Here is a 26,237-nt window from a genome sequence, read left to right on the forward strand (position 1 = left end):
TTCACCACAAAGAGAGATGAGGTCGTCATGACTGCAGGAGAAGGCATCAAGAAGGGTGCCGAAGGCACCAAGAACGTCGCCGACAAGTCGGTGAACGCTGTCGAAAAGAAGATCGACGAGGTTACCGACACGGTGGAAGGCGCGCTGCGGACAGCGGCGGACGCCATCCACTCGCAAGCAGGCCAGGACACGCCTAGCGCCAAATGACCTGAAGGAGCACGCCCGGGGTGCCTGCTGGGTGCGTCGTATGAGGTGGCGCACCCAGGGTGGACGACCGAGCGGTTCGCACTAGCGCTCAGAGAAGACATCTCGACATCAGTTGCCCGCCCGGGCTCCCGATCAGCTCATTGTTAGGAGTTCAGCATTATGGCAACAGCAACAGCACCAGCGGTCGCCCCGATCGTCGCGGTCAGCACGGAGACGACACACGGCAAGACCGTCATCAACGACGGCGTTGTATCAAAGATCGTCGGCATCGCAACCCGGGACGTCGAAGGCGTACATGCCCTCGGCGGCGGCACGGCCCGGGTGATCGGCGCTATCCGCGACGCAATGAACAACACCGATCTCAGCCAGGGAGTCAGTGTCGAGGTCGGCGAAACACAGGTCGCAGTCGATATCAGCCTCGTCGCCGAATACCCCGTCGCCCTGCAAAAGGTCGCGGACGATGTCCGGGCCTCAGTCATCACAGCGATCTCGACACTTGTCGGGATGGAAGTTGCTGAAGTGAACATCACGATCAATGACGTATACCTCCCGTCCGATGATGACGACCACGACCATGAACACGAGAGTCGGGCTCGAGTCCAGTGATCTCAACAACTAAAACCGGGATCCTGGTCGGGGCGATACTCGCCCTGGCCTGGATCGGCTTCGGTTTCTGGGCGGCCGTGCTCGTCGCGGTCGCAATGCTGATCGGCGGCCTGATCGGACGCATCATCGACGGCAAACTGGATGTCCGCACCGTCGCCAACGCCTTGCGCGGCAAACGCTCCTCCTCGTGACCGACACGCTCGTCACCGTCGTCCCGTCAGACGCCAAGGTCTTGCCAAGCACGGATGCTCCGTCCCTGGGTCGCACCCGGATCACACAGCGCGCACTTTCACGTATCGTCGTCGCGATCGTCGCGGACACGCTCGGCATCGAAACCGGTGCAGTGAACGTGGACCTCGGCGACGACCACGGGCTTCTCGCCCTCACGATCAGCGCTCCCATCCGCGTCGTATCCCTGACCCGCATCCAGCGCGATGCGACACTCTTGACACGCACCGGCGGGCCCCTCCTGGAGCGCGCCGCTCACGCACAAGCGACGATCACTGAGCGCGTGACAGCGCTGACCGGTTCGCGCATCGGCCACGTCACGATCCGCCTGACCGGAACACGCATCAGGATTGAAAGACGCGTCCGATGACCACCACACACTCGACGTCCGCCCGGATCCGCCGCCGGGAAACACATTCGCCACGCTCAGTTGCCGCGATCATCATCGCCATCGCCCTGATCCTCACCTTCGCATGGCTGGGCCTGGAGATCCTCCTCCAACTTCTGAACCAGCCACCACTACTCGTCACCCCGTTACAGATGCTGCGGGCGACGGCCGGCATCACCTCAACACCCGCTCCGTGGATCGTCGCCGGTGGCATTGTCGTTGCCATGGTCGGCATCATCCTGGTTCTCGCCGCGGTCACTGGCGGCCGACGCGCACGGCACGTACTCAATACAGTGCGCAGCGTCACAGTGGTCGACGATGAAGTCATCGCCTCCGCCCTCGCACGACACGCCGCTTCCACCGCGGGAATCAGCCCCGACAACACCGAGGTCACCATCTCCCGCCGGCACGCCGACGTACGCCTCACACCGATATCCGGCGTCTCGGTGGATCGTGCCGCGGTGATCTCGGCGGTCGCTGACGAACTCGACTCATACGAACTGGAACCGGCGCTGCGGGACCCTCGGCTATCCGTGGAATCGCGTGGGAAGGTCGGCGCATGACCAATACCAACCGGTTCGCAAACCGACTCCTGATCCTCCTGGTCGGACTCATTCTCCTCAGCGGCGGGATCGCCGCTGTCGCGCTCGCACTGTTCCCGACGCTGGCGACGGCTTGGAATCAGAACGCCCCGCACGCGCTCTCGACGACCGAGTCCGTCCTTCGCAGCCCTGTCATCCCCGGAACGAGCATCAGTTGGGTCATGATCGGCGCGTTGGCTGTGCTCGTCATCCTCATCATCCTTCTCATCGTCTTCATCTTCCGACAGGGGCGCGGGCACACCGGCCAGCTGATCACCCAGCAGACCAGCGAGAACAGGACGATCGTCATCGAGTCCGGTGTCGCAGCCGAACTTCTCCGAGACGCACTGGCGGGAGAACCAGAAATCCTCGCGGCCCACATCACGGCCTACCAGATAAAAGGAACGGCGGCGCTGAAGATCACCGTCACCTGCCGTCGCGGCGCCTCCCCCAAGAACATCAGCACCACAATCGAACGGGCCCTCACCGCGCTGGACAGTCTCATCGGGGTGGACGTTCCTACCCTGATCCAAATCAGCGGCGGATTCCGCACCCGCCTGGCCGCCTCCGCACGATTCGATCAGTCCACCCTCCCCTCGAACGTGATGCCCGCCGCAACGAGCTCCCCGGCCGCTGTCGCTGCCGCCGAATGACAGACGGATCGTCGGCGACCCGACCGGTAGCGGCGGTCATCTGCAACCCGGTCAAAACCGACGTCGCTGCGCTACGGGCAGCAGTGGACGCCGAAGCGGAATGCAACGGGTGGGCGCACAGTCTCTGGTTTGAAACCACTTCGGCCGATCCCGGACAGAACGCCACCACCCAGGCTCTAACCGCCAATGCAGACGTTCTGATCGTCGCCGGTGGTGACGGGACCATCCGTGCTGTCGCCGAAGCCGCGTACGGCCGAGGCACACCGCTAGGGGTGGTCCCGGCCGGAACCGGCAACCTGCTAGCCCGGAACCTGAGCCTGCCGCTGGGCGACCTGGAGCTATCGGTTAGAACCGCGTTCACCGGGATCAGCAAGCTAATCGATGTTGGACTCGTTGACTTCACCCGCGAGGACGGCACCACCGACCGCCACGTCTTCGTGGTGATGGCAGGAATCGGGTTGGATGCGAGCATGGCGGCGAACACGAACAGCCAACTTAAGAGGCGGCTCGGATGGCTGGCGTACACCGACCCGATCGCCAAATCCGTGTTCGCCAACAAGCAGATCACAATGCGTTACCGCCTCGACGACGGTCATCCTCGCACGATTCACGCGCACACCGTGATCGTCGGCAATTGCAGCACCCTCACCGCCAACATCCTTCTCCTACCGGACGCGAAACTTGATGACGGGCGCCTTGATGTCGTTGTGCTCAGCCCCAAAGGATTCGGCGGGTGGGCACACATCGGGTCCCGGCTCGCGCTCGGTGGAGTCCTGCACCGCACCACCGGCGGCCGACTCGCACTACAACTTGCACCCACACTGCGCGCTCTTCGCTACACACAGACTCGAACCCTGCATGTCGATTTCGACACACCCCAAGGCGTGGAACTCGATGGCGACGACTTCGGACCAGTGACCAGCGCGAGTATCGCAGTGCAGGCCGGCGCGCTGAGCATCCGGGTGCCACACGCAGCCCCCGCGCAGGGTATCGGCTCCACCAAACACGAACTCAGCGACATTGCGGAGCCCACGCCACCTGCGCCGTGATTGGCGGCCCGCTTGGACAAGCTGGTCGGGGCCGGAGACGCCGTGGTACATCGGATAGAAGCTGGCGACATGCATATGCGTGAACATCGGCTATTTCCGCACCAATTCGAGGAACCAGGATTCAGGTTCACGCCAGAGCTCGACTTCGGGCTTCATCCTGAGCCACCTCGTCACGGAGACCCTCATCGGCCATGTGCATGTGTGTGCGCTCCAAACCAGCGGTCCGCTGGAGGTCACGACCATCAACGCGATCGTGGAACTCATCCTGCCCGGCTGGGAGACACAGCTGCACCACAAGGTCCCCGGCTGCTGCGGTCGACCGCACCCCGATCCTCACCAGCGTCATTCATTGCATGTGGTATTAAGCACATGTCCTGCGGCGGCTCGTTGTTTCTTGCGCTCGCCCGCGATCGGACGCAGGATCACCGCGATGCCCACGACAGACGCGACCAGGATGGACTCCTCGCCGAACGTGTCGAACGCACGCTGGTCGAAGTTGACCGATGACACCACGTTTGCGGTGCCGTGAGCCAGTGCCGCAGCTGCCGCATGATCGCGGTACGGATGCCACGAGCCGCCGAACCCAGGAAGGTAGAGGACCGCCCAGACCATCGCGATGCCGACTGCGGCAGCCCCGACGACCAGTATGGCTAAGCGCAGCTTTCTTGTCACCGGTGCTTCTTTTTAGACGCGCGGATACTATCGATCTTGCCGATTGCAAGAACCACGATCAAGGGCACGACGGCGGCACCTATCGCGACTCGGCTGAGAGCAACATCCGGCGCCTGCATGGTCATGAACAGCACGGCAAGCAAAAACCCGTAGACCGACAGCACGACTGCCTGCTTTGCCGGATCGTCTGTGAAAACGACCACGGCGGCACCGGCCAGCACAAGCGCGAGTGCAAGAGCGATCAACACGGTCATTCGGGTGACCTACCCGCCTGTGGCCGTGCAGTGCCGACCCCCGTCGTGTCGGCGTGCCTCTCCTGCTCGACGGCACGCCCTACCGCCATCGACAGCGCAGGCGAGGAGACCGCGACGATCAGGCCGGTCGCCAGCGCTGTGGCCGCGCCCAGGGTAAAGCCCTCGCGCACAGCCGCGGCAATCGCCACGAGAGGCACAACCGCCGAACTGATCACGGCCAGAAAGTGCAGCCGGTCAATGGACCGCCGGGCAAGGAACATCCCGCAGATCGCGATCAGGAACAGGAACCCGGCCACGCCCAGCAAGACAATGACGATGATCTCACTCACGATGATCTCGCTCGCCATGCCCGCCTGCCGCCGTCTCTGAGCCGCGTGGATCCGGCCGCAGAAGTCGCGTGAAGACTAGCGTGCCGTTGCCGTCAGTGTGGCAAGAACGAGCGGCACAATCAGATAGATCGATTCGCCCACCGCTTCGGAGACGGCGATCAGCACCAGCACGGCGACGAGCCCTGCGAGCTGTAAGCCAACCAGTCGTTGCAGACTGCTGCCACGCGACGAAAAATACAGCGCAGGGCCACGCCCGAACACCAGCAGAACGGCGGCCGCCGTGATCCACGCGTTCATGCGGGGATCAACTTTTCCATCCGGATCGGGCTCGACCACAAAACGTGCAGGAGCAGTTCGCCCGAGCCGGGATCCGCGTCGAGAACAAGCGTGCCGGGCGTGGCCGAGACGATCAAGCCTGCGGCGCAACGCCAGGCCGTCGCATCCGCAGAGCGCCCCGACCGCCCCCATTGTCTTCGGGTTCGCCCGACCTGAGGCCGGCCGAGTAGCGCGCCGCCGATGAATCTGATGCACATTCCAATATCGGCAATCAACGCGACCGGCAAGAGCATGATCGAGCGCAACCACACGCGCGACGGCCGAAACCGAAAGCCGAACGTCAGCCGAAGCCGTCGTGCGAAGATGGCGCAGGCCAGTCCGGCGCTCAGCGCGCACACGATCTCGGCCGGGCCCACACTCGATACCGTCACCACCCACACCACGACGACTGTTGCCCACCAGCCCGCGACTTCGATAATTGCGCGCATTCGAGGCACACTCCATTCGACTCGACGGCCCGGCCGCTGCCATCACAATTCACCGGCTCAGCGCGACCGCCTAGCTCACGGTAACCACGGGCGTCAGTTCGTTGTCAAGGGATTGACGGGCGTGACCCATCGTGCGTGCGCGAACACGCTCGATGTCTCCACGAAAGCGCTTCTGGCCGCGAAGTCAACCCCGTTGCAGCGGTGGCGTTGCACTGTTAACGTGCAGAACATGAACGCAAGCGAAGGCGATGCAGTCGAAACCAACGGTGGTGGCTCGCATCCGCAAGATAGCAAGGGAAAGCACGTCGCGGACGACCAGGCACATGACGATGGCCGGTTCGCGACATCGAATCAATCCAGCACCGGGCTGAGCGCTCTTGCCGCAGACATGGCACACCCATTCGATCAGACCAACGGACTCGTCGATGGCCTCGAGGTCGACCACGACGATCCGGAAAACGTTGACAAGCGCACCAGTGGTTCGGAACCGGATTTCATCGCCGACCCCGACGGAGGCGTGCTTGGGGTCGTTCCCGCCGGATCCGCGTCGCACGGCCGACGAAATGACGACGCGGTCGACGGCGAGCCCGACACTGATGACCCAGACACCGACAAGGAGGAACCTCAAGGTCCGTGAATCAGCAGGAACGGCCCTTGTACGATACTCCGCCTCGACATAACTTGGATGTAGGGTACGGCGAGCGTTCCACCGACCGATCCGGCAGTGAACATCGCGCGGTAAGTGAAGAAGTGTGCCATGAATGAGACCGGCCGTTTCTTGACGACGGCAACAATCAAGCAGAGCCTGTGCAACCTCAGGGAGGCGATAAGGCAGCAACAGTGGGAGCATGATTTAGGCCGCTGGTCGGCGCCGGAGAGTGTGCCGCCGACATTTCGGCAACCGCACAAGCGAGTGGCTCCTACCGTTCCAGAAGCCACCGCTCCGCTGCGCGATCATGACAAAGTTGGTGCTCCGACGCGCGATGGTTCGCGAACAAGTAGGGCGCGTAGCTCTGACTCGGCGGACGCGAGTCGGGCGGGGTCAATGGTCTCTCCAACGAGATAGGGGTCGACGAGGCGCGGATCGACGTAGCCTTTTCTCGCAATCGCCGGGGTGTTCCCAGAACGGCGGCGGCATCAGTCATCGCGTACTGGCTACCGCGGTCATTCCACGACAGCAGGAGTTTGTCAGAACCACGGCGTAATCGCCCCCGGACGAAGCGGGCCAGGTCGGCGTCCGCGATCTCGCTGTCCCATAGCTGGCCGCTTTTCGCGGGGAAACAGAGCATCACCGTTTCCTTGTGCACGCTCACGTGCGCGCACAGAAGAGTTGAGAGTCCGCGGCTCCCGTTGGCTTCGGCGTACCGCTCGCCTCCGATACGCAGCGAGCCGGTGTCGAGCATCCGAAATGCCGCCGCAAGGGCGCGGGTCCGCACGTCTTGTGTCTGGCGCAGAGCCCGTGTCACCTGTCCACCGGCTGTAGGCAGCGACTCGGCCAGGGCCAGAGGACCGAACGCCCACACGCGATGGAATCACTAAAGGCCTCCACTATGACGAGGCACTCGCTGACCGCGGCACCTGCGAACGTGCATTGTTCACCGCCGCTTACACTGCCGCGGTCGTTCAAGTGCAAGTCGTACTTATCGACGTAGATGCCGACTGTCATGAACGTGCCCATACGGAGTCTCGTTGACTACTGGCCAATCGCACCGCGTGATGAAAACCATTGGCCGCCTTCGGCTCGGTTCGCGGATGTCGTTACTTGCCTGATGTTTGGCGCGGGAAGGTTCCTCGGCGCGCTGCTCGGTGAGCCCAAGTGCAGTCTGGTGGCGGCCGAGGCAGATGTGGTCTCGCGCAGCGCATGCAGGTTGGGCTCACCTCAGTGGACAGCGCAGACGGAGAAATGTGGATCGGCGGAGCAATGCTGCTTCGTCTTTGTGACGTAAGTCCCCGTCAGGCGCGCACCTCAACCACGGAGTCGACACTGGTGTCCCGACGCGCTTGGCTTCGCCGCGCGGCTCGCTCTATGGCCCGGGCCCGCGCGAGCAGGATGAGGCTTATCGGGCCTATGACGACAAACTTCATCGAGTTCCATGCCGCCCACAGCAGCACGACGTTCAGCCACCCCGGGCCGCCGTCGACTGCCCAAGACGCGCAGGTGCTCACGATGAGCAAGTAGGGGATGGCCAGGAGCATCGCGGGCACACCCCACTTGAGTCCGCGGCGGGTGCGAATGGCGTCCAGCAGGATGTTCGTGGGTGCGCAGCTGCGCAGGTAGTAGCGGGTGCGGACGCTGGCGGCCCAAAGAATCCGGATCATGGCACTGTCCCCTCATCGCAAACGGCAAGGTGAGGCAGTGCGGGTGAGAGTGGCCAGTGGGCCTGCCAGGAGGGCGTCAGATCGAGGAGAAATCTGCCCCACCGTTCATTTTACCCCTGACCCTGACATTCCACAGACCGGCACATCTACAGTCTCAATCCCGAGCGAGCGGCGCCAGCCCGGCTTGCACGTGATGTCGCGTTATCAACGCTGCTGGAGAGCTGTCGTGCCCGGTCTATCGCTGCCCGAGCGCGTGCTGCGTCAATGCGCTGCGCAACGTTTTCGGCCGGCGCGCCCAGCGGGCTATCGGTTGTGATGGTGTAACGGTCGCGGTACGCGGCGATGATGCGCACTTGAACACGCCATGCCCGGGCCTTTCGTGGATCGCTGGGAGTCTCCCCCAAGCCAGCGACCCATGGCGCGTGGTCGGTGAAGGCTTTGCTGACCAAGGCCGCGGCTCGGTGTTCGATCAGGTCGCGGCGTTCATCGAGCGCCTGACGCATATCAGGGGTCACGGGGCCGACAGCTGCGGGGATGAGCCCGGCGATCAGCCGCGCGGCGCGCCAGGTGCGGCCGCTGCCGGCAGGCCTGGCCGTCGCGCGGGCGACGCGGGCGTGGAGCACCGCTGCGATATCGGCGGCATCAGCGAACCCGCGTGCGGCGACCAGTCGCGGCAGGAGCGTGTCCACGTTGTGGTGGTCGGCTTCGGCCCTGCGTAGCTGGGCGGTGAGGGGGCCGAACACGTCGGAGGCGATCGCGGCTTCCGCGTCGGTTTCCGAGAGTCCGGATGTTCGAATCAGTGTGGCCCACCGGTCGTGTTGGGCGGCGGCTGCGATGGTCTCGTATTCGGCGGCGAGCTGTCCGATCGACGACCACGCGTCCTGCTCGGTGGTGATCATCTGGTGGGCGGAGGGTTCGGCGCCGACGTGCTGGAGGACCCCGTAGAGCACGCTGCGGGCGGTCGCGTCCGGGTTGTCGCCGGGGTGCTGGGTCGAGTGGTTGTCGTCAGGCCGGTCGACGGCAACATACGCCGTGTTCGATTCCCTCCCGCGGGTGAGTGCGACGTAGAGGTTCTCGCGTGTTGTTGTCGGCTCGATCAGTGCGTGGCCGGTGTCGGTGGTGACACCCTGAGCCCGGTACGCGGTCACGGCGTAGCCAAGATCGACATGCTCGGCCACATACCCGGCCGGCAGCACCAGTTTCCCGCCCCACCTCCTGCCGACTCGGCGCACGGTCAGCGACCCGTCTACGCGCACCCCGGTGACATGCCAACGCTCACCGTTGCGCACCCAATCCCGGCCCGACCGCAACAGCCGATCGTTGCGGCGGGTGATGACCTCATCGCCGACGGAGGCGGCGGTCCCGTCACGTAGCCCGACCTGACGGGACGCATCCACCACGCCATCGAGGATGAGGTCGGCGCGGGCCCGCACATTCAGTTCGGTGACGGCCTGGCCGGTCTCGGCGATCAGGATGGAGGACAACCCGGCTGCCCGGTCGTGCCACCATGCCCTGTACGCGGCCGCGGTCACCTCGTCGGTGTCGCCGCCGAGGATCCGGCCGTGCCCGTCGTAGCTCTCGATCGCGGCCGTCCGTCCGTGTCGCAGGTCCAGCGATGCGGTCTTCTCCCATTCGTGAGTGAAACGGTGCACGTCCACCAACTTGGGGGCGTCGGGGCGGTCGGTGACGAGCATCGCAAATGCTCCGCCCGCGTCGACGGACTGGAGTTGCGCCCAGTCACCGACCAGCAGCACCTTCGCCCCGGCCTCGGCGGCCAGTCCAGTGATGCGCTCCAGCGTCAGCGTGCCGGTCAGGGAAGCCTCGTCGATGATGACCAACTGGCCTGCTGTGAACGTTGTACCGTGGGTGAGGTGGTCTTGCCACCACTTCGCTGTGTTCTCCGTTCCGATACCGAGGTCGTCGGCGAGCACCTGGGCGGCGACCGCGGAGGGTGCAAGACCGACCACGGAGCCGGCACCGCGTCCGGCCTCCCACACCCGGCGTAGCGCGTGCATCGCGGTTGTCTTGCCCGCACCGGCGGGCCCGACCAGCAGGTCGAGCACGCGCCCAGATACGGCGACTTCTGCCAGTGCCGCGGCTTGGTCGGTACCGAGCTTCCGGCCATGTCCGTGGGGACGCTCGGTGATCCGTTCGACCGTTTCGACAGCCACGGTCGGGCCGCCGGTGTTCCGGCCCAAGGCGAGTAGCCGATCCTCAGCGGCCAGCAAACCCTCCGAGGAGAACACCTCCGAATGTCGGGGACGGAACACGCTGGTCCCATCGAGCCGCCGGAACGCAACAGGGCTGGACGCCAACTCCGGTGGGGTCAGGCGCAGCGAGGCTGCTTCGGCGGCATCGGCGACCATTCCGACGATTTCCTCACGGTCCGGGGTGGTGGCGAACCGCCAGCCCATTGTTTGCCGAGCCACCTCCGCGTACAGGTTCCAGCGCCGCCACGTCGACCGCTTCTCCCCCACCACCTCCACAACCGACCGACCGAGGTTCGTGATCACGTCCAACGGCACGTCCTCCGCGCGCAGCAGCATAGGCTCCGCTCCGACGGTGGCGGTGCGGGCCCAGCCGGTTGCATCCTGCCCAAGCCGGTTGCTTGCGCGGTCCCGCCATTCGGCGGTGAGATCAGCCAGCGACCGCACCTGCTTGCCCGGACGCGTGCTGAGGGTCGCCTGCTGCCGCAGTCGGATGATCGTCGCCTTCGACGGCCGCCAGCCGTGCACCCGAGCCCACTCCTCCACGAGACGACGCGCCTCAACGTCGATATGTCGGGACCGGCTGGAGAACTCGCCAACCAGATTCTCGGGCACCGTGCTGATGGCCCAGCCGGGGTTGCGGTCGCTACCCCGCTCCCGCAGCACCCACTCCACCCCGAGCGCCCGGCTGAGGTGGTCGGCGAACACCGCCTCATGCAATTCCGACAAGGCCACCACGGCGGCGTGCAACGGCCGGCCATCCAGTGAACGCCACTTCCCGTCGAGTACGGTGCGGACCTTGTTGCTGATCACGACATGCGTGTGCAAATGCGGGTCACCGGCACGGGAGTCGTAATGATCGAACGCCGTTGCGATCAACCCGCTCACATCCACCTGCGCAACCGCACCATCACGCCCGGTTGCACCGGTCCGGGTGGCCGCAACCTCTCGCTCCATGAACGCAACCATCTCTGCAACCGCCGCATGATGCGCACCGACAATCGACTCCTGGGTCCCCGCATCGGCGACCGCCCACAACACCGACGCGGACTTCGGGACCGAGAACGTGAAATCAAACCCCGCCACCGCCCGCCGCGCCCCCCGCGCAGCCTCCTCAGCCCCGATCGAAGCGGTTGCCTCCGCACGCTCGAGAATGTTCAGGCCGGGGTCGAGGGCACCGACCCGCCCGTTGGTCCGCTCGGCGGACGTGTAGGCGGGGTAGGCGCGCCCGAGCGGCTCCCCCGTGACCGGGTCACGCCCCATCCCGACCAGAAGCTGCAGCTGCACCTCCGAAACCTGATCACCAACGAGGATCTGACCGTCACCAAGCGCACCAACACCGCTGCCCAGCCACCGGCCCGGTGGTGTCCCCGCCTCCGCGTAGTACCGCGTCAACGGAGTCGACAACGACCGGTCACCATCACCAGCCACGACGGTACGCAGCAGATACTTGTAACCATCGCCCGCGCTCATCACCCGCATCGAAACCGTCACCGAGACACCTCCCCTTACGAAACAGGTAAGCCGCTCCGCCCAGTGGCGTCAGGCGCGCTTCGTCACGGCTTTGCCCTCGATCTGCAAGAAGCGTGGCAACTCGATCGGTCTCGTGGTTCGGATTCTTGACCAGTAGGCGACGGAGCTGCCAATCTGCGCCGTCAACGACTTCGGCTCATTGATAGCGGCACGGTCGGGAGCAAGTCGAGGTCATCGATATTCGGCGAGTCCGTGACAGCAGTGACGCAAATAACGACGAACACGTCGCCGCGGACACTAGAGAAACAACCACGCCGCGCGAGTCCGGCAACTGATCGAGCAGGATCCGTCAGCTGCGGGTGATTGCGCCCCGAAGGAGATTCTGGATTGTGGCACTCCCCTCTGGCGTGCGCGCATCGAAGCGCCCCGCAAGACGCCCTGATCAAAGAGTCGACGGAACTTGTTGAGAGAAGTCTCTGTCGCGGGGCGAAGTGCGAGTGACGGCGGCCCAATCGCTGTCCGCCACCCTGTGCTGGTGATCCTGGCGCACCTGATCATCAGTGAGCCCCACCGCTCGACAGTCAGGCGACAGGAGTTGCGCAGATGACAACAGTTGACGACACACGTGCGGAACGCGACGCGAAGCTTGACGCGCTGCACGAGCAACTGGTTGGCGCCGTCGAGAATCTGGTGACCGGCGAGGATTGGGGCCTGGCTCTGGAGTTCGCCGCGCGGTTCCGGTCACGGTCGTTCAACAACACGTTATTGATCTGGATGCAGCACTTGTCGGCGTTCGAGGCCGGGCGTGTGCCCGATCCGGTGCCGACATACGTTGCGGGATTCAAGCAGTGGCAATCGCTGGGTCGCTCTGTGCTGAAGGGCCAGTCCGGGTACGTGATTCAGGCGCCGGTCACCGCCCGGTTCGCGACCGCAACACCGCTACGCGCTGAATCGTGGCGTCGCCTTGCACGCTTGGAGAAGCCACGCTCTGGTGAAGCCGTACGGTCGAAGATGATCGGGGTGCGGCCGGCATACGTGTGGGATGTGTCACAGACGACGGGTGATCCGGTGCCCGAGCGGCCACGCCCGACCCTGTTGGAAGGCGAAGCGCCGGCTGGGCTCTGGGACGGACTGGCCGACCTCATTCATGCGCACGGGTTCACGCTGCTGTCCGTGCCACACGAGGGCATGATCGGTGGCGCGAACGGCGTCACGGATTACACCGCTCTCACGGTGGCGGTGCGTGAGAACATGGACGCCGCCGCGCAGGTCAAGACCCTCGCCCATGAGCTGGCCCATGTCATGTTGCACGGCCCGAACAATGCCGATGCACTGGCGCATCGCGGAATCGACGAAGTTGAGGCCGAGTCTGTCGCGCTGATGATCGGTGCCGCTCACGGGCTAGATACCTCCAATTACACTATCCCGTACGTCTCGTCGTGGGCGTCTTCGGTAGATGGAAAATCACCGGTGGAGGTCGTGCAAGCCACCGGCGCGCGGGTGCGAGCGACAGCTGTGAAAATCCTCGATGCCCTGCCAACCGTACAGATCGGTAACGGCGACCCACCGGGGCTCATCCGCGAGACAGCGCGTCGCGCCGCTGAGCCTGTCGGGCCCTCGCGGTCAATACCCGCGCTGGACCAGGGGTCGCATTCACGGGCAGTCGTGCGGTCCGGGGCGAGGACCTTGTGATGGACGCGGTACAACTGCTCACGTCGGTTGCCGGACTGCAGCTGCCGGAAGCCGCGAGAGAGTTCGCGTCGGCGGGTGTGGCGGTGTTCGCGTGCGTGCCCGGCAGTAAACGTCCGCTGACGTCACACGGCTTTCACGATGCAAGCGTGAACCCAAGGCTGGTTGCTGACTGGTGGGCGCGCTGGCCGGAGGCGAACATTGGCCTGCCCACCGGCGGAGACCGAGTGGATGTCGTCGACATCGACGTGCACGGGCCGGTGTCGGGATTCGTCGGATTCGAGCGCGCCCGCCGCGCCGGACTCGTTGAAGGGTGGGCGGCGCTCGTGCGCACGCCGTCGGGCGGCGTCCATGCCTACTATCCGGCAGACCCTGCCCACCCCCAGCCCTCATGGCAGGCAGCAGCTGTGGGCGTCGACTTTCGAGGCAACCGCGGATACGTTATCGCGCCGCCCTCGATCATCACCAGCGAGGGTCGATCCGTCACGTATGAGCTGATCACCACCGCGAGGTCGGCACCGGTGCCGACGGATGCTGTGGCATTACGCAACTTCCTCGATCCCCGTCCGTCCCGTGCTTCCGCACCAACTCACGCGATCCGCGTGGGGACCGACGCGGAGCGGCTGTCGGCTTGGGTGGCCTCTCGCGGCGAGGGCGAACGCAACCAGGCACTTTTCTGGGCGGCGTGCCGCCTGGCCGAGGCCGGCACCGAGCCCGAGGCCACACGGCAGGCTCTCGGCCCTGCTGCGAGGCGCATAGGACTGCCAGACGTAGAGGTGACCGCGACAATCCGCTCGGCCTACCGCCGCGCAAAAGGCGTTGCGCTAACGAGTGGGCCAGTTGAGGCGCGCCGACCGGTGGCGAGGCCTCCCATCGGGCAGATACACTCGTGAACCGCGGGATCACAGCGCGACGCGGTGGCCGCTTGGCGGTGACGACCGCAGTCGCCGGGACGGTGTTCATCGCCGCCGGCGCGTTCTGGCTGTCGTTCACCGCGCTGTCGGATCTCGCCGAACGCTCGGGCATCTCCAGCAGACAGGCCTGGGCGTGGCCGTTGATCGTGGACGGGATAATCGTGGTAGCGACCGTCTCGGTGGTGGCCCTCGACGAGCAGCACACCGCCTGGTATCCGTGGCTTCTCCTGATGGCTGGTGCCCTCGTGTCGGTGACGGCGAATGCTCTCCACGCTGTTGTGTCAGCAGATGCCGATGTTCCTGGCGCGCTGGCGGCGTCAGTTGCCGCGGTACCCCCGCTCGTGTTGCTGGCGATTACGCACCTGACTGTCATTCTCACCCGCCCCGTACCGGGGCTCCCCGCCACAGAGGGTGCCGGCAGCGCCTCAGCTGCGGATACAGAGTTTGCTGGCGCACCCGTGCGGAGAGAGCTTGCTGAGCTTCTGCACGCAGAAGGGTTGTCGAACAAGGCCATCGCGCGGACAACCGGTGTACACCCTTCGACGGTGGGCCGGTGGCTGGCCTCATCTGCGCCGACCGCCCTCGAGACTACCGATATCGCGAACGATGTGGCGAGTCACACATAAACGACACCCGAGAACGAGAAACCGCACCGGCGGTCGAGCCGAGGTAGAGCCGCACCGGGTCACGTCAACGTGCGCGGCTGTGGGAAGTGCGTGCACACCTGTCTGTCAGGAGGTGGGTCGCGTATGTGTGACGATGATGATTCGTGCGCCGGGTTCGAGACCTCCGAGGGCCTGCGAGATCTGCTGAACCGGTTGCACGCTGCCGGGTGTGACACGTGGCAGCACAACCCCGAAGTCGCGGCTTTGATGACACACGCAGCCAACCGGTATGCGGCATTGGCGCGCAAGCACGGGCTGGACCCGTGGGAAGCTGCCGCCGCCGCATTCGAGGCGATGCGCACCCAGGCCGTCCGGACAGCCGATGACCCGTGGGCTGTGGTAACCCGTGCCGTGCAGGTGACCATGATCGCCGAGGAACGCGGCAACGGGCTGCTGTGCTCAACGGATCAGGCCCGACGCTCGAAATACTCGGTGTTCCACGATGCCGAACGGTTCAGTGACCGAGAGAACCCCCTGCCCGACTACCACCCCGCATTCCACATCAACCCCGACGACGAGGACACGGATACCGCGAACGATCCCACCGGCAGCGCACCTCGTAATGGTCGATCGCGCGGTGACGAGTCGGCGGCCGTCGCTACGGCGGTCGAAGACATCACCGGCTTGTTCAGCGCGCTCGGCTGGCCGACGGCGGCCGCGCGGACAGCAATCGAGTACGTCTGTGGCCGCCTGGCCGCGGCCACCTCACGGGCTAGCGCGCATGAGTCGCTACGTCGGGACCGCCACGCCCGCGCCCTCCTCGACCTGCCCGCGGAATCCTGGAACGCGCTGCTGCGGGTCGTGCTCGGCCACCCCGACCCGGACCGTGCTCACACCTCTGTCGGACGCGGGGTACTTTTGAGGCTTCTGGTCGGGGAACCGGTACACGCGCTGCTGGCTGATGATGACCTTGTCCTCAGCATCAGCTTGTCGGCACCCTCGCAAGCGTTCGGTGGCGACCGGCATGAGTGACTCGTCCGGGGCGGTCGAGCTGGAGCGCGCAATCGGCTCCATCGTGGTCGGGACCAGGCACCGCCGTGACCTCGGTGACATCGACGCCCTCGTGGCATCCATCGAACGTGAGGGGCTGCTCCAACCCATCACCGTCACCCCGGACGGGGTGCTGGTCTGTGGTGCTCGCCGACTTGCCGCCCTGGCCCGACTCGGCATCAAGACCACGAACGTGTGGGTGCGATCGGGGATCTCCGACCGGCTGGCCCAACTGATGGCCGAACAGGACGACAACATCCTGCACAAACCGCTGACCCAGACCGAAGCGGCCGCACTGTATCGGGAACTGAAGGACCTCATCGCCGAGGATGCCACCCGACGTCAAGAAGCCACCCGATTCGGGACGGACAGGCAAAACTCCCGGTCATACGATGCCGCCACCGTGGCGGGGCCACTGGCCGGTGACACCAGAAGCCAGGCAGCACTCATGATTACCGGCCGCAATTCCTACACCAGCCTGGAGCGCATCAACGAGCTGCAACGCCTGGCCGGCGACCCCGCCCAGCCAGACGCAATCCGCGATCACGCCACGGCCCAACTTGAGGCGATCGATGCAGGCGGGTCGATCACGGCGGCGCAGCAGCGACTCCACGCCGCGCAATCCCTGGCAGTACTCGACGCACTCGCCGCTGACACCACCCAGCCCAATGGCATCCGCGAGGCCGCTTCAGCTGGTGCGGCACGGGTGCGTGTGCTCGAAACCACGGTTCGTACGGATGATCTGGAGCGCCTAGCTCGCCTTGCACTAGAACGCGCAAAAACCGCGACCAAGACGCGCATGGCAAACCGAGGTCGTCCCATGCGGCTCGATGGTGAGCCGGTGCGACACAGCTTGCGATCGTTCGTGCTGATCTGGGACGACCTGGACGATTGGTGGACCCACTACGACCCGGCCGAGGTCGGCCCCATCCTCACCGACGATCAATGGTCACGATTCGAAGCCAGCGTTGCCGCCACGACCGACTTCGCCGCCGCGGCGCGCATCGCCCGGTATGGCGGCCCACGCGCCACCGCCTGAACCACGATCTCCTGTTGTGTTCCGAGCATACGCACCGCCGCTGTCTTTCCCTGCGGTCTTCGGAGGATGACCTTGTGGTGCACACGCCGGCATCATTCCAACCAGGTAGGGCCTCCCTACGACGTCCCGGGTCTCGGAATGCCAGACAGGGAGGCAATCATCATGCGGAGCGCCGGTGCGATCTGATCTGCAACAGCGACGCCGACCATCTGACGATATCGGTGCGGGTGCGTGGTGTGTACCTGCCCGGCGAAGTCAATTCGTTAGGGAGGACTCATGCCCACTTTCCATGACCCGGTCGCCGACGGGGAGGCGACTCGGCAGGCGCTGCACGGACTTGCTCACGCTACACGCAGCTTCGATGACCCATCCGACACCTCCGCGGTCATCGGCGATCTGCTGGCCGGAGTTCAATCATTGCACCAGGCGCTCGAACAGCTCGCAAGCACTCACCTGAGTCACCGGGCACGAGCGTTCGACGATCATGGCAATCACCCGGCTGGCGCGCATGCGGCACTGGCTGCTGCAGACGAACTGAGGCAGGCCGGCACACTGCTGGACACGGTGGAGGCGCGGCTGGATCGGGCTGCCCAGTACTCGGGTGCCATCGCTTGGCACCCAACGCACCCCGGAGGCCGCGACGCGGAGCAGCGGTGGGTCAGCGTGGTGTTTCTCCAGGGCGAGGAAGCGGACGCCGTTCTGGAAATCGTCGACCGAGATGGCCCGGACGCGGCGATCACGCACCTGGCCGGATGGGACTGCGGAGACGAGACCACTCAGGCGGCGATGGTCAACGGGTACGTCTACGACACCCCACCCTCCGGCGCTCTGGACCGGGAGGTGACACGCGGCGAGTATGTCCTGACCTACAACCAGTCCCTCGGGCACGTGAGTCTGCTCCGCCAGTTGTCGACACCGTCGGACCCTGCGCTCCGCGAGGATCACCTCCAGGCGGTCAAGGCCGTCGTCAACCGTCCCGCCCAGCCCACCCCTGACATCGGAGGGTCACAACGGCAAAGCGCGGCCAAAGTCGAAAAGAGTCCGCGTGGCACAAGCGGTTCGGAGTGGTTTGCGCCATCGCACCGTTCCGCGCCGTCCGGGCGAAGCTTGTCAATGTGACAGAAAATCAAGGTGGGCGGATGCTGCGGCGGCTCATATCGGTCAAACCAGGAAACGGCTCCGGCATCACCGTCACGCCCGTTCCCCAGTCCCCGGCAATGCCCGCACCGCGCGCCAACTGTTGCGTGGCCCGGCACAGCCGTGAGACAGCGGACCGCGGGGATCGTCAGCGCACCTGTCTGGCAAGAACGATCCCCAATCGGGACTCGTGTGACGGCAAGGAGCCTCGCTGATGACCATCCGCACGCAGGAATCTCTCTCAGGATTCATCGCCTCCGACCCACAGCTCACCTTTACCGAACGCGGCGACGCGAGGTTTTACGCCAAGATCGGCCAGGAGCACTATCGCAAGGAACCGGACGGATCGTTCACCCAGGTCGAGACGACGTTCCATGACCTGGTTACGTATCGGAAGACAGCCGAACGTGCCTACGGGCGTTTCGCCAAAGGTGACCACTTCATCGCCGAGGGCTACTCTCACGAGTACGACCACCCTGTAGTAGACGGCCAAGACGTGCGCGCTGAGGAATTCGTCGCCAAGAAGCTCGGCCACGATATCGCGCGGTCCACCTACACTGTGGACCGCAGTCGCCGGCAGTCGGCAACCGCGGAACCATCCCGCGCACCGGTCGTCGATCCCACCCAACGACCGATTCCTGCGGCGAAATCAGCGCCGAGCATCACCCGCTGAGGCGGTTGGACCATGCGGCACGAGAACCTACCGGGTGACGAGCCCGATGACGCTGAAGCGGACCAAATGCCGACTACTGAGGAGCCCGAGCCTGGCGCGCCGGACGACACCGATGATCACGACGATGAGTCCCCGCCCGAACCACCGCACCCGATCAACTGGAATCTGCTCACCGCCGAGGACGCCGAGGGCGAGTGGCTGGAACTGAATGCTTGGGTCAACTGGCTGCGCCACACTTACGGGCTGGGCATCAACGTGATCCCACCGTTCTGGCACCGCCACCCCGAGCTCGTCTGGGAGCTTTCAGCCTTACACCTGCACTGGCTGTGCACCTACGATCCAGGGCAGAACGGCTCCGCTCCGTCGAGCTGGCACCGCGACTTCGCCGAAACCCGCCAACGACTGCGCGACTGGGTCACCGCATCCGGCACCCGCCTCGACCGGGACCGCCCCACCAGACAGACCGCCTGGCCTGGCGAGGTCCCGGTCGTGACCGTCGAGGATCTCGTCATCACCAATCGTGACAAGGACTTCGTCCAATTCGCTACTAACGACGTGGCACGACGACGCGAAGCCGACGACGCCTTCTTCGCGAGGCTCGACGACCCCGACGATTACGAATGAGCGTGCACAGCAGTCCAAACCGCTGCGGCGCAACCGCGAAGCGGTCCACCGCGTCCGCGCCTGAAGAGCCCAGAAACGCCTTGGCCGAGTCAGCCACGCGAACACCTTAGACGAGTTGCAAGCGTTCTTCAGTCAGATGCGCAGTCCGCCGAGTTCGCCCGCGACACGTCTGCCACCGGCACCGAGTACGCCGATACCTACGGGGTCGTGGTGAGGGTCAGGCCGAGAATAATGGATGCGGCCGCAATCAGCGCAGGACCGTGTGCGTAGGCCTGCTTCCCACGACCGGAAGCAGTCAGCAGTAACTGTTGGGCGCCGCCGATGAACATGGCGATAGCGACGATGAACACGGATGCATACCCGGAACTGATCGCGACCGTAACCGTTAGCGCGGCTGCGAACTTGGCATCGCCGAATCCGAACCATCCCGCCAACCCCATCGCCGTGTAGACGGAGAAGACGACCGCAGCGGAAGCCAGCGGGATGATCAGGCGGGAAGGGTTGCCTGATACAAACGCGATCGCGGCCGCCTGGACGCATCCGGCCGCCGCGACCGGGGCGACATACCGGTTCGGAAGTTTATTTGTCTGCACATCGACGACAGCAACAAGAGTGCCTGCGCCGATCAGTAGCCCGGCGAGTATCCAGGCGTACACATGCGTGGTGAGGATGGGCCACACTGCTACGGCGAGCCCGCAACTGATCAGCGCCGCCAGGCCGGATGTGGCCGTGGTGGACAGGTGTCGTTTCCGCCGTGATTCCGAGACAACGTGGGCGCCACTCATAGCGTTTTGGCCTTCTCCGTGGCGAAACTATCGACCAGCTGCTGGGTGTCTTCGTCGAGTTCGTAGTCGGGATCGTGACCACCGACACGGGCGTAGAGGTCTTCTAGGATGCGCCCGAATCCTTCACTGTCGCCTGACTGGATGGCAATGCTCATTTCGATTCGCCACCCCGCCTCGTTCAACGGGTCAACGTTCTGGGCGACGCGCGCTGCGAAGTGTGCCGTGACCTGATCGCCGGCGGCGAGGGCTCTGCCAGCGAGTTCGTCAGCAGTGTCGAGGATGGCCTCGAGCATGTCTTCTTCGGGGAAGGAAACCCATTGCCACCAGCGGCGGGTATTGCAGTTGGCGAATGGTTGTCCACGCACCAGTTTCAACGCGGCGAGAAGATCCTCCGTTTCGGCAGCCGTTGGGTCGTTGCCTATATGTGCCCGGAAGTCGTCCCAATCTGAGCGGATCGCCCGGTGAAGGCGGTAGCCGTGGTGTTGCGTGTTCTCCGGGAGAAGCGGCTGCCCTTCCGGCGTGTGGCCCAGCGCAACGCGCACCTTCCTCGCCAACTGTCGTTGGTTGTTGCCGGCCTCAACGGCATCGGGCCAGAACGCACGCTGTAACTGCCGCCCCTCCACGGCACCGTTCAGATTCAGGTAGGCGATCAGCTCGATCCCGCGGCCCGGCATCGCCGTCTCGTCTTCCAGATACAGCATGTCGACCGGGCCGAGCAACCTCAGATACGGGGCGGACCAATCCGGCCAGAGAGATTCCTCATCCGCCCGCGTGATCTCTCCGCCCTCACCCACCCGGTCGTCCGCCGGCTGGGTACGGTCCCGTTTGTCCACCGGCACAGAATCCACCCGCTCCGCCGCGTAACGGGAGGCCGCCGAACCGATCTGATCTGCAGGTCGCGAGACTCGCGTGGTGGTGTCGACAAGCTGCTGCAGCAGTCCGAGTTCACGGGCCTGCAACAGTTGCGGTGTGAAGGGAAGATCCGGAGCGAGCCCACCTGGAAGCAGCAGTTCGGCCAGCCCATCCGGATTCATTCGCACCGTTGCCCGATCACCCTCGGCGCCTTCTTGGGTGACCACCACAAGCCCGAGGTTCGGGTTACTGTCGACCAAATTCTGCAGGGCGCTTCCCGTGTCTTCTCCGACGGGCCCTGCGATCAGGACAACGTGGGGCGCCCACGATTCGGTGCCGGCCGGCACCGACCTGGCCTGCAGCACGCTGCGCATTTCGAAGCCTGCCAACGCGTATCGACGATCGTCGAGATCGTGTTGAAGGTTTCGCAACAGCGCGGCGACATCGTCGCTCTGGTGCACCCGGGATGCGTTGAGGCTGTGTCCGAGTTCGACGGCCATCCCGACGATGGTGACCTGGATTTGGTCGGCCCAAGGGCTGCTGGCAAGTTCAGCCGCCACAGCATTCAAGAATCCGCGACTGAGCGCTTCGTCGCCAATAACATTCACCGATCCGACGTGCTCCAGATTCAACAGGAGAACGCCGCCGTTGCGGTCGACGCCAATGGTCGTCAGTGCCGGGTACGGCGAGATCGCCTCTTGGATTGGGGCGGACGCATCTCGGGATCGGATTGTCCAGATCGTCTGGTCCTCATGCGACAGAACGAAGGGCGAGGGAAGACTAGTTGGTCCTCCGAAGTACAGTGCAATCCCATCCTCGTACAGCCGCACCGCAAACAAGTCCGGGAGAACTCCTCCACTGGTTTCCACCCACGTCTGCAGTACACGTAGGGCGTTATCGACGTGTTCGAGTTGCAGCGGGTCCTCGAGCGCGCGCAGGTGCACTTCAAGATCGTGCGGCTCCGGGTCGGGCATGGCGATGCGCTCACCCGCGTGGCGGTGGCGTCGCTGCTGCAACCGCCGCCGGCGGAGCACCACCAGGACCCCGGCAGCGAGCAACCCGGCGATACCTCCACCGGTCATCAGCGCGGCCGGCTGGTCCGCGCTCGGATCATTCGAATTCTCGCCTACATGGTCGTACGGTGTGGTCGGCGGCACGAGTGTCTGTCCCGGGGCCGGCAACCGCACGGCCGCGGACGGGGTCGGCTCGGTCGCGCCTTCGTGCCCGCCTGCCGCAGGAGTGCCGCCGGTCGGCACGCGAGTTGAGCCAGACAAGGAGCCTGCTTGAGCAGCCGGACCCGGTGTAGGCGTCGTGGGAACCGCGACGCCAGGCACGGTTAGCAACCAGCCGGGGCGAATGAGGTTCGGATCAGTCAACTGTGAACCGTCTGGTTGCACGGCCGAAGTTGACGCGCGGTAAATGTCGACATAGCGGGTTCCGTCACCGTAGAACTGGACGGCCAGATCCCAGAGGGTGTCCCCTGGCATGACGGTATGCGTCACCGTGATCGTCGCCGCCGTCGACGAGAACACATCCGGTGTTAGTGCGGTTGCGGTTGTTTCCATATGCGTCTGACCCGAGGCAGCTCCAGCGCGTACCAACGGCGGGGCGCCGACCGCGCCTGTTGACAGGGCAGCGGCCGACGCAGACGGCGCAGGTCCAGCCAGCGTGCCGGCACCAGCAAAGAGGAGCAGCACCGCGGCGATTAACGTGAGAGCGAGGTGTTGCTGGAAACGGAAGGCGCGAAAGCGCTTACCGGTTACATGGCCGGTGATCGAGGCGACGACCTCGATCAGCATCGGGATGGTGAAGAAGGCCCACGCAATCCAGCCGATCGTCGGCAAAACCTTGGTGACCAGGATCACGTTGCCGTAGTCCGGAGTGAACGTGAGGATGCTGCCCAGTTGCCCGGTGCTGGGCAGAGGGTTTCCGGCGACGACGACGAGCAGGGCGGGGACGCCCACAAGAATCGCCGCGAACACCAGCAGGGATCCGACCCCGGCAACGTATCTGCGCATCAGTTGAACCCTTCTATCCGAGGCTGTCGGCCAGGTCCGTGTTCACCGATTGCAGCTCACCGACGCGCACCAGCGTCGTACTGGAGGTGTCACGAACGGCGATCATGCCGTCGGTGCCGCCGCCGGTCCAATGAACACTCCAGTGGCTTGTCGCCGTTGCCGTGAATTGACCGCCACCGGATGTGTTCTGGTACCGGTAGCCGCAGGTCGGGGAATCCACGGCGAGCTGGTCGCGCATCGCGTCCAGGTTGAAAACGGTGCCGACACCGCACGTGACGGCCTGGCCGTCACCACTGGACCACGTCACCGACGCAACCTGGGCCGTGGCCGTGACGGTAACGCCGCCGAGGGTGGCGGTCTGTGTGTAAGGGCCGAAGCTCAGCGGTTGTGGATTGTCGACCCAAAGCCACACCGGAATGCCGACCCAGGTTCGCCGGTAAGGAACGGTGCCGACCGGGTCATCGGAGTGCACCTTTTGTGCCGGGGCCATGCCAATGTCGATGCCGCGCAACTGGAACGTGCGCACCAACAGTGCCGCGGCCTGCGCCGGCGTGTATCGGATGACACCGGCCGGTGGTGTATCCGACCAGAATGACGCGTTGTAGCAGTCCCGCTGGGGCGGCGGACAGTACCCGGTGCACTGATACCATGCGCCGACGGCGGCGTCACGCCCGGGAGGAGGCGCCCCTTGAGTGGCCGCGAGCGAGACGTATCCATGACAGTCGCCGTTATCGCTCCACGATCCAGCAGCGTCTGCACACGGCACAGCGGCACCCAGATAGGAACACGTCTGCGGGCCAGGAGCGAAACCGTCGGGGGGACCCTCAGCACCGACAGGATTTGCGGCTGGCGGGATTGCGCCGCCTGCCGAATTGATCGACACGTCACACGTAGGACTGAACGGGTCCGCGTCGCATCCACCCCCGCCTGGTCCGGCTGCCATTGGCCCGGCGAACGTGACTCCACTCATGAAGAGGCTCAAAGTGAGGAGCCACGTCGAAGCTGGATGAATCAGCATGAGGGCGCTCCCTGCTGACCTGCGATGCTCTGGAGGGCATCAACTTTCCACGTCTGATCCTCGGGCATGTAGCGCACAGTGAACTGGACTGGGTAAATCCGCAGCTTGGAGACAGGAGCGCGAGATCCGTCTGCATACTTTGGAACTTGGTCCGAGACATCGAAGCATCCGCGGACGTACACGATTCCATTTGGAATCGCCGATCCACTTTGTGGGGTAACGACACCAAACGTCGAGACGGAAGCATTTGGGGTCCATTTTGGCCTACCGGCCGTCGTGATCTGCTTTTCGGCAAGACCGGCCGCAACTTGATCCACATTCTCGAGCGCAGACCCGGTCGCATATGGGTCAATGCGTTCAGGATTGGCACCCGCGCTGGCCTGAATCTGGTACTGCACCTCCACGAAACTTGTGATCGTTTGGGTAGCTGCGCTCCATGCTTCGTCGGCGGTCTTCGGTGCGCCGATCGATGATGCAGTCGGAGTTGAGGACGCCGTCCGCGACGCGGTTGTCGGGACGATTGTGGTTTGGCCACTGCAGCCGCCCAGAAGGAGTGTCCCAGCCAATGCCGCAACCGTGATCCTGGTAAGCCTTCCAGACACGGTCATCATGTGTTTCCTTCCCTAGCTTTAGTTGTGGTCGACGAGTTTGGCGGAGGCTGTCGCCTGGACCGGTATCGGGCCGAAGCCGAAGCTGCTGAGCACCTTCGGCGTATAGGTGAGGTGGACGGTGACGATGACTTGGTCGGCTTCGATTCGGGTTTCGCCGGTTGCTCCTGCTGCGGCGATGTAGTTGTTGGCGGCGTTGATCGCGGCGGGTTGGCTGAGGGTGAAGGCGTCGCCGTTGATGGCGTTGCCGGCGGCGGCGTTCGTGCCGGCGCGGGCTGCGCCTTCGGCGATTGTGAGGGACTGTTGCACGGTTTGTGTTTTGCCGTCGCCGTCGACAACGATGCCAGCGATCAGAATCATCGCGACTGCGAGGATGAGGACGAGGGGCGTGTATTTCATGGGTTCACCGCTGCCGGTAGGGGTCGACAGGGCTGCTGGCGGTCTCGGTGATGGTGGTGGTGCCCGGGATGAGGGGGAACGCGAGATCGGCGTTGCTGATCGTGCAAATGATGGTGACGCTGACGGTGCCGGTCTGGCCGAGCGCGGTGGTGAGCCCGTTTCCACCAATCGTGACGTCGAGGCCGACACAGTGGACGTTTCCCTGGAGGGCGATCGCCGCTGCAGCTTGGGCATGCGGCACGGCCTCGGCTGCCGTGCGGGACAAGGATGCGTCCCGGGCGGCCGCCGCGGCGGCGCTTTGCACGCTGCTGTCTGCCAGACCGTAGCGGCCCATGAACAGCACAACGGCCAGGAGCGGGGCGATGATCCCGACGAGAAGGATCGTCAGGCCGGGGAGATCTTCGATCTCTCCTCGGTCGTCACGCAGCAGTCGCCCGGCAACGGTCATGGTGCTGGTATCCATCGTTCGACCGGGCCGGTGATGCTCCGCTGGACTGGCGGCAGGGACAGCCCGGGGATGAGGGAGACTGCATCCCCGGTGACGGTGACAGTGACGGTGGTGGCGGTGCGCTGCACCTGCACGGTGGGGTTGTCCAGGAACCCGCCGGTCAGGGTGAGCACGCTGCCGGCGGCAGCGGTTCCGGCGTCGGTCGTGGATTGGTAGGCGCGGGCGTCGCGGTAGGCGTCCATGGCGGCGTTCTGTGCAATGTTGCCGCCGAGGAACCACAGTGCGCATTGCAGGGCGATGACCACCAGCAGCACGGTTCCGGGAATGACGATCGCGCTGGTTGCGACCCCGTCCTCCCGGCCGAGCTGTCGGAGTGTGCCTCGCAGGTGAATTGTCATCATCCTGGTGCCCGGCTGTTCTTACCCGGGCAGCTTGCCGATGTAGCCGGTTGCCCAGGCCGTGATCAGGCCCAGGATGGCGATGGCCAGGACGGCACCGCCGACCGCGATGATCACGGTCCAGGTCGACTGCTCCAGACCGGATTCGGGGTCTGCACGGAGTTTTTCGACCCGCTCGCGAAGCGTGGCATTGATGCGCGTATACCGGCCCAACAGTCCGGCAATGATTTTAGTCATGTCGTTTGTCCTT

At 64.8% G+C, this 26,237-nt stretch carries 30 protein-coding genes and 1 pseudogene; 16 read left to right on the forward strand and 15 right to left on the reverse strand.

From position 1 onward, the window contains the following. Positions 1-27: 27 nt before the first annotated feature. The 7 genes from QU604_RS13755 to QU604_RS13785 all read left to right on the forward strand — a co-directional run bounded on the left by QU604_RS13755 (position 28) and on the right by QU604_RS13785 (position 3,712). Positions 28-207, forward strand: coding sequence for a hypothetical protein (locus QU604_RS13755; protein WP_308465193.1), 180 nt, complete (start codon positions 28-30; stop codon positions 205-207). 159 nt (positions 208-366) lie between these two features. After that, entirely contained in the window at positions 367-813 is a 447-nt protein-coding gene (locus QU604_RS13760; protein WP_308465194.1) for an Asp23/Gls24 family envelope stress response protein, read from the forward strand. Then, positions 810-1,004 (forward strand): DUF2273 domain-containing protein, encoded by a 195-nt coding sequence (locus QU604_RS13765; RefSeq protein WP_409349967.1) that lies wholly within the window; start codon positions 810-812, stop codon positions 1,002-1,004. The genes QU604_RS13760 and QU604_RS13765 overlap by 4 nt, the downstream gene beginning before the upstream one ends. Continuing rightward, positions 1,001-1,411, forward strand: coding sequence for a hypothetical protein (locus tag QU604_RS13770; protein WP_308465195.1), 411 nt, complete (start codon positions 1,001-1,003; stop codon positions 1,409-1,411). Before QU604_RS13765 ends, QU604_RS13770 begins: the two co-directional genes overlap by 4 nt. Then, on the forward strand, positions 1,408-1,992 hold the full coding sequence (locus tag QU604_RS13775; protein ID WP_308465196.1) for an Asp23/Gls24 family envelope stress response protein: 585 nt from the start codon (positions 1,408-1,410) through the stop codon (positions 1,990-1,992). Before QU604_RS13770 ends, QU604_RS13775 begins: the two co-directional genes overlap by 4 nt. Continuing rightward, positions 1,989-2,663: a hypothetical protein gene (locus tag QU604_RS13780; RefSeq protein ID WP_308465197.1), complete on the forward strand. Its 675-nt coding sequence runs from the start codon at positions 1,989-1,991 to the stop codon at positions 2,661-2,663. Before QU604_RS13775 ends, QU604_RS13780 begins: the two co-directional genes overlap by 4 nt. Then, positions 2,660-3,712: a diacylglycerol/lipid kinase family protein gene (locus QU604_RS13785; protein WP_308465198.1), complete on the forward strand. Its 1,053-nt coding sequence runs from the start codon at positions 2,660-2,662 to the stop codon at positions 3,710-3,712. The genes QU604_RS13780 and QU604_RS13785 overlap by 4 nt, the downstream gene beginning before the upstream one ends. Positions 3,713-4,054: 342 nt before the next feature. On the opposite strand, the gene QU604_RS13790 is transcribed toward QU604_RS13785, so the two are convergent. The 5 genes from QU604_RS13790 to QU604_RS13810 are packed head-to-tail and all read right to left on the reverse strand — an operon-like array spanning position 4,055 to position 5,731. Next, complete coding sequence (locus QU604_RS13790; protein ID WP_308465199.1) at positions 4,055-4,384, reverse strand: hypothetical protein; 330 nt, start codon at positions 4,382-4,384, stop codon at positions 4,055-4,057. Next, positions 4,381-4,638, reverse strand: coding sequence for a Na(+)/H(+) antiporter subunit B (locus tag QU604_RS13795; RefSeq protein WP_308465200.1), 258 nt, complete (start codon positions 4,636-4,638; stop codon positions 4,381-4,383). Before QU604_RS13795 ends, QU604_RS13790 begins: the two co-directional genes overlap by 4 nt. Continuing rightward, entirely contained in the window at positions 4,635-4,985 is a 351-nt protein-coding gene (locus tag QU604_RS13800; protein ID WP_308465201.1) for a monovalent cation/H(+) antiporter subunit G, read from the reverse strand. The genes QU604_RS13795 and QU604_RS13800 overlap by 4 nt, the downstream gene beginning before the upstream one ends. A 57-nt stretch (positions 4,986-5,042) precedes the next feature. Further along, positions 5,043-5,264, reverse strand: coding sequence for a hypothetical protein (locus tag QU604_RS13805; RefSeq protein ID WP_308465202.1), 222 nt, complete (start codon positions 5,262-5,264; stop codon positions 5,043-5,045). Beyond that, positions 5,261-5,731 carry a Na+/H+ antiporter subunit E gene (locus tag QU604_RS13810; protein WP_308465203.1) on the reverse strand — a complete coding sequence of 157 codons (471 nt, stop codon included), beginning with the start codon at positions 5,729-5,731 and terminating at the stop codon, positions 5,261-5,263. Before QU604_RS13810 ends, QU604_RS13805 begins: the two co-directional genes overlap by 4 nt. Before the next feature lie 229 nt (positions 5,732-5,960). On the opposite strand from QU604_RS13810, the gene QU604_RS13815 reads away from it, so the two are divergent. Continuing rightward, positions 5,961-6,368: a hypothetical protein gene (locus tag QU604_RS13815; protein ID WP_308465204.1), complete on the forward strand. Its 408-nt coding sequence runs from the start codon at positions 5,961-5,963 to the stop codon at positions 6,366-6,368. A gap of 317 nt (positions 6,369-6,685) precedes the next feature. Here QU604_RS13815 and QU604_RS13820 read toward each other — a convergent pair. From QU604_RS13820 to mobF, 3 genes and pseudogenes are all read right to left on the reverse strand, one after another. Next, positions 6,686-7,236: pseudogene (locus tag QU604_RS13820) on the reverse strand (DNA topoisomerase IB); the annotation flags it as partial. A gap of 448 nt (positions 7,237-7,684) precedes the next feature. Continuing rightward, the gene (locus QU604_RS13825) at positions 7,685-8,050 is read right to left on the reverse strand and encodes a sulfate permease (protein ID WP_308465205.1); all 366 of its coding nucleotides are present in this window, start codon (positions 8,048-8,050) and stop codon (positions 7,685-7,687) included. A 146-nt stretch (positions 8,051-8,196) separates the two neighbouring features. Further along, positions 8,197-11,739, reverse strand: coding sequence for a MobF family relaxase (gene mobF / locus QU604_RS13830; protein ID WP_308468924.1), 3,543 nt, complete (start codon positions 11,737-11,739; stop codon positions 8,197-8,199). A 594-nt stretch (positions 11,740-12,333) separates the two neighbouring features. On the opposite strand from mobF, the gene QU604_RS13835 reads away from it, so the two are divergent. From QU604_RS13835 to QU604_RS13870, 8 genes are all read left to right on the forward strand, one after another. Next, entirely contained in the window at positions 12,334-13,422 is a 1,089-nt protein-coding gene (locus tag QU604_RS13835) for an ArdC-like ssDNA-binding domain-containing protein (RefSeq protein WP_308465206.1), read from the forward strand. Continuing rightward, positions 13,422-14,312 (forward strand): bifunctional DNA primase/polymerase, encoded by an 891-nt coding sequence (locus QU604_RS13840; protein WP_308465207.1) that lies wholly within the window; start codon positions 13,422-13,424, stop codon positions 14,310-14,312. The genes QU604_RS13835 and QU604_RS13840 overlap by 1 nt, the downstream gene beginning before the upstream one ends. 38 nt (positions 14,313-14,350) lie before the next feature. Then, positions 14,351-14,959 (forward strand): DUF2637 domain-containing protein, encoded by a 609-nt coding sequence (locus QU604_RS13845; RefSeq protein WP_308465208.1) that lies wholly within the window; start codon positions 14,351-14,353, stop codon positions 14,957-14,959. A gap of 123 nt (positions 14,960-15,082) precedes the next feature. Next, entirely contained in the window at positions 15,083-15,970 is an 888-nt protein-coding gene (locus QU604_RS13850; protein ID WP_308465209.1) for a hypothetical protein, read from the forward strand. Beyond that, a complete protein-coding gene (locus QU604_RS13855) occupies positions 15,963-17,027 on the forward strand; it encodes a ParB/RepB/Spo0J family partition protein (protein WP_308465210.1) in 1,065 nt (354 codons plus the stop codon). Before QU604_RS13850 ends, QU604_RS13855 begins: the two co-directional genes overlap by 8 nt. A 276-nt stretch (positions 17,028-17,303) precedes the next feature. Next, positions 17,304-18,146, forward strand: a complete 843-nt coding sequence (locus tag QU604_RS13860; RefSeq protein WP_308465211.1) for a hypothetical protein — start codon at positions 17,304-17,306, stop codon at positions 18,144-18,146. 232 nt (positions 18,147-18,378) lie between these two features. Beyond that, on the forward strand, positions 18,379-18,837 hold the full coding sequence (locus QU604_RS13865) for a single-stranded DNA-binding protein (protein ID WP_308465212.1): 459 nt from the start codon (positions 18,379-18,381) through the stop codon (positions 18,835-18,837). 12 nt (positions 18,838-18,849) lie between these two features. Further along, positions 18,850-19,461, forward strand: a complete 612-nt coding sequence (locus QU604_RS13870; RefSeq protein ID WP_308465213.1) for a hypothetical protein — start codon at positions 18,850-18,852, stop codon at positions 19,459-19,461. A gap of 197 nt (positions 19,462-19,658) precedes the next feature. Here QU604_RS13870 and QU604_RS13875 read toward each other — a convergent pair whose 3' ends face one another. The 7 genes from QU604_RS13875 to QU604_RS13905 all read right to left on the reverse strand — a co-directional run bounded on the left by QU604_RS13875 (position 19,659) and on the right by QU604_RS13905 (position 26,224). Beyond that, on the reverse strand, positions 19,659-20,246 hold the full coding sequence (locus QU604_RS13875) for a prepilin peptidase (protein WP_308465214.1): 588 nt from the start codon (positions 20,244-20,246) through the stop codon (positions 19,659-19,661). Beyond that, positions 20,243-23,116 (reverse strand): LysM peptidoglycan-binding domain-containing protein, encoded by a 2,874-nt coding sequence (locus QU604_RS13880; protein WP_308465215.1) that lies wholly within the window; start codon positions 23,114-23,116, stop codon positions 20,243-20,245. Before QU604_RS13880 ends, QU604_RS13875 begins: the two co-directional genes overlap by 4 nt. Positions 23,117-23,129: 13 nt before the next feature. Further along, the gene (locus tag QU604_RS13885) at positions 23,130-24,134 is read right to left on the reverse strand and encodes a hypothetical protein (RefSeq protein ID WP_308465216.1); all 1,005 of its coding nucleotides are present in this window, start codon (positions 24,132-24,134) and stop codon (positions 23,130-23,132) included. A gap of 629 nt (positions 24,135-24,763) precedes the next feature. Beyond that, the gene (locus QU604_RS13890) at positions 24,764-25,141 is read right to left on the reverse strand and encodes a hypothetical protein (RefSeq protein ID WP_308465217.1); all 378 of its coding nucleotides are present in this window, start codon (positions 25,139-25,141) and stop codon (positions 24,764-24,766) included. Between the two features lie 4 nt (positions 25,142-25,145). After that, positions 25,146-25,604: a hypothetical protein gene (locus QU604_RS13895; RefSeq protein WP_308465218.1), complete on the reverse strand. Its 459-nt coding sequence runs from the start codon at positions 25,602-25,604 to the stop codon at positions 25,146-25,148. Further along, entirely contained in the window at positions 25,586-25,990 is a 405-nt protein-coding gene (locus QU604_RS13900; RefSeq protein ID WP_308465219.1) for a TadE/TadG family type IV pilus assembly protein, read from the reverse strand. The genes QU604_RS13895 and QU604_RS13900 overlap by 19 nt, the downstream gene beginning before the upstream one ends. An 18-nt stretch (positions 25,991-26,008) precedes the next feature. Beyond that, positions 26,009-26,224: a hypothetical protein gene (locus tag QU604_RS13905; protein ID WP_308465220.1), complete on the reverse strand. Its 216-nt coding sequence runs from the start codon at positions 26,222-26,224 to the stop codon at positions 26,009-26,011. Positions 26,225-26,237 lie beyond the last annotated feature (13 nt).

This window comes from Rathayibacter sp. SW19 (assembly GCF_030866825.1).
Taxonomy (GTDB): Bacteria; Actinomycetota; Actinomycetes; order Actinomycetales; family Microbacteriaceae; genus Rathayibacter_A; species Rathayibacter_A soli.

Coding starts and splice junctions, on each gene's coding strand:
- QU604_RS13755 (WP_308465193.1), top strand. CDS start 28: ATGACTGCAGGAGAAGGCATCAAGAAGGGTGCCGAAGGCACCAAGAAC.
- QU604_RS13760 (WP_308465194.1), top strand. CDS start 367: ATGGCAACAGCAACAGCACCAGCGGTCGCCCCGATCGTCGCGGTCAGC.
- QU604_RS13775 (WP_308465196.1), top strand. CDS start 1,408: ATGACCACCACACACTCGACGTCCGCCCGGATCCGCCGCCGGGAAACA.
- QU604_RS13780 (WP_308465197.1), top strand. CDS start 1,989: ATGACCAATACCAACCGGTTCGCAAACCGACTCCTGATCCTCCTGGTC.
- QU604_RS13785 (WP_308465198.1), top strand. CDS start 2,660: ATGACAGACGGATCGTCGGCGACCCGACCGGTAGCGGCGGTCATCTGC.
- QU604_RS13795 (WP_308465200.1), bottom strand. CDS start 4,638: ATGACCGTGTTGATCGCTCTTGCACTCGCGCTTGTGCTGGCCGGTGCC.
- QU604_RS13800 (WP_308465201.1), bottom strand. CDS start 4,985: ATGGCGAGCGAGATCATCGTGAGTGAGATCATCGTCATTGTCTTGCTG.
- QU604_RS13805 (WP_308465202.1), bottom strand. CDS start 5,264: ATGAACGCGTGGATCACGGCGGCCGCCGTTCTGCTGGTGTTCGGGCGT.
- QU604_RS13810 (WP_308465203.1), bottom strand. CDS start 5,731: ATGCGCGCAATTATCGAAGTCGCGGGCTGGTGGGCAACAGTCGTCGTG.
- QU604_RS13815 (WP_308465204.1), top strand. CDS start 5,961: ATGAACGCAAGCGAAGGCGATGCAGTCGAAACCAACGGTGGTGGCTCG.
- QU604_RS13825 (WP_308465205.1), bottom strand. CDS start 8,050: ATGATCCGGATTCTTTGGGCCGCCAGCGTCCGCACCCGCTACTACCTG.
- mobF (WP_308468924.1), bottom strand. CDS start 11,739: ATGCGGGTGATGAGCGCGGGCGATGGTTACAAGTATCTGCTGCGTACC.
- QU604_RS13835 (WP_308465206.1), top strand. CDS start 12,334: ATGACAACAGTTGACGACACACGTGCGGAACGCGACGCGAAGCTTGAC.
- QU604_RS13840 (WP_308465207.1), top strand. CDS start 13,422: ATGGACGCGGTACAACTGCTCACGTCGGTTGCCGGACTGCAGCTGCCG.
- QU604_RS13850 (WP_308465209.1), top strand. CDS start 15,083: ATGTGTGACGATGATGATTCGTGCGCCGGGTTCGAGACCTCCGAGGGC.
- QU604_RS13855 (WP_308465210.1), top strand. CDS start 15,963: ATGAGTGACTCGTCCGGGGCGGTCGAGCTGGAGCGCGCAATCGGCTCC.
- QU604_RS13860 (WP_308465211.1), top strand. CDS start 17,304: ATGCCCACTTTCCATGACCCGGTCGCCGACGGGGAGGCGACTCGGCAG.
- QU604_RS13865 (WP_308465212.1), top strand. CDS start 18,379: ATGACCATCCGCACGCAGGAATCTCTCTCAGGATTCATCGCCTCCGAC.
- QU604_RS13870 (WP_308465213.1), top strand. CDS start 18,850: ATGCGGCACGAGAACCTACCGGGTGACGAGCCCGATGACGCTGAAGCG.
- QU604_RS13875 (WP_308465214.1), bottom strand. CDS start 20,246: ATGAGTGGCGCCCACGTTGTCTCGGAATCACGGCGGAAACGACACCTG.
- QU604_RS13880 (WP_308465215.1), bottom strand. CDS start 23,116: ATGCGCAGATACGTTGCCGGGGTCGGATCCCTGCTGGTGTTCGCGGCG.
- QU604_RS13885 (WP_308465216.1), bottom strand. CDS start 24,134: ATGCTGATTCATCCAGCTTCGACGTGGCTCCTCACTTTGAGCCTCTTC.
- QU604_RS13890 (WP_308465217.1), bottom strand. CDS start 25,141: ATGAAATACACGCCCCTCGTCCTCATCCTCGCAGTCGCGATGATTCTG.
- QU604_RS13895 (WP_308465218.1), bottom strand. CDS start 25,604: ATGGATACCAGCACCATGACCGTTGCCGGGCGACTGCTGCGTGACGAC.
- QU604_RS13900 (WP_308465219.1), bottom strand. CDS start 25,990: ATGATGACAATTCACCTGCGAGGCACACTCCGACAGCTCGGCCGGGAG.
- QU604_RS13905 (WP_308465220.1), bottom strand. CDS start 26,224: ATGACTAAAATCATTGCCGGACTGTTGGGCCGGTATACGCGCATCAAT.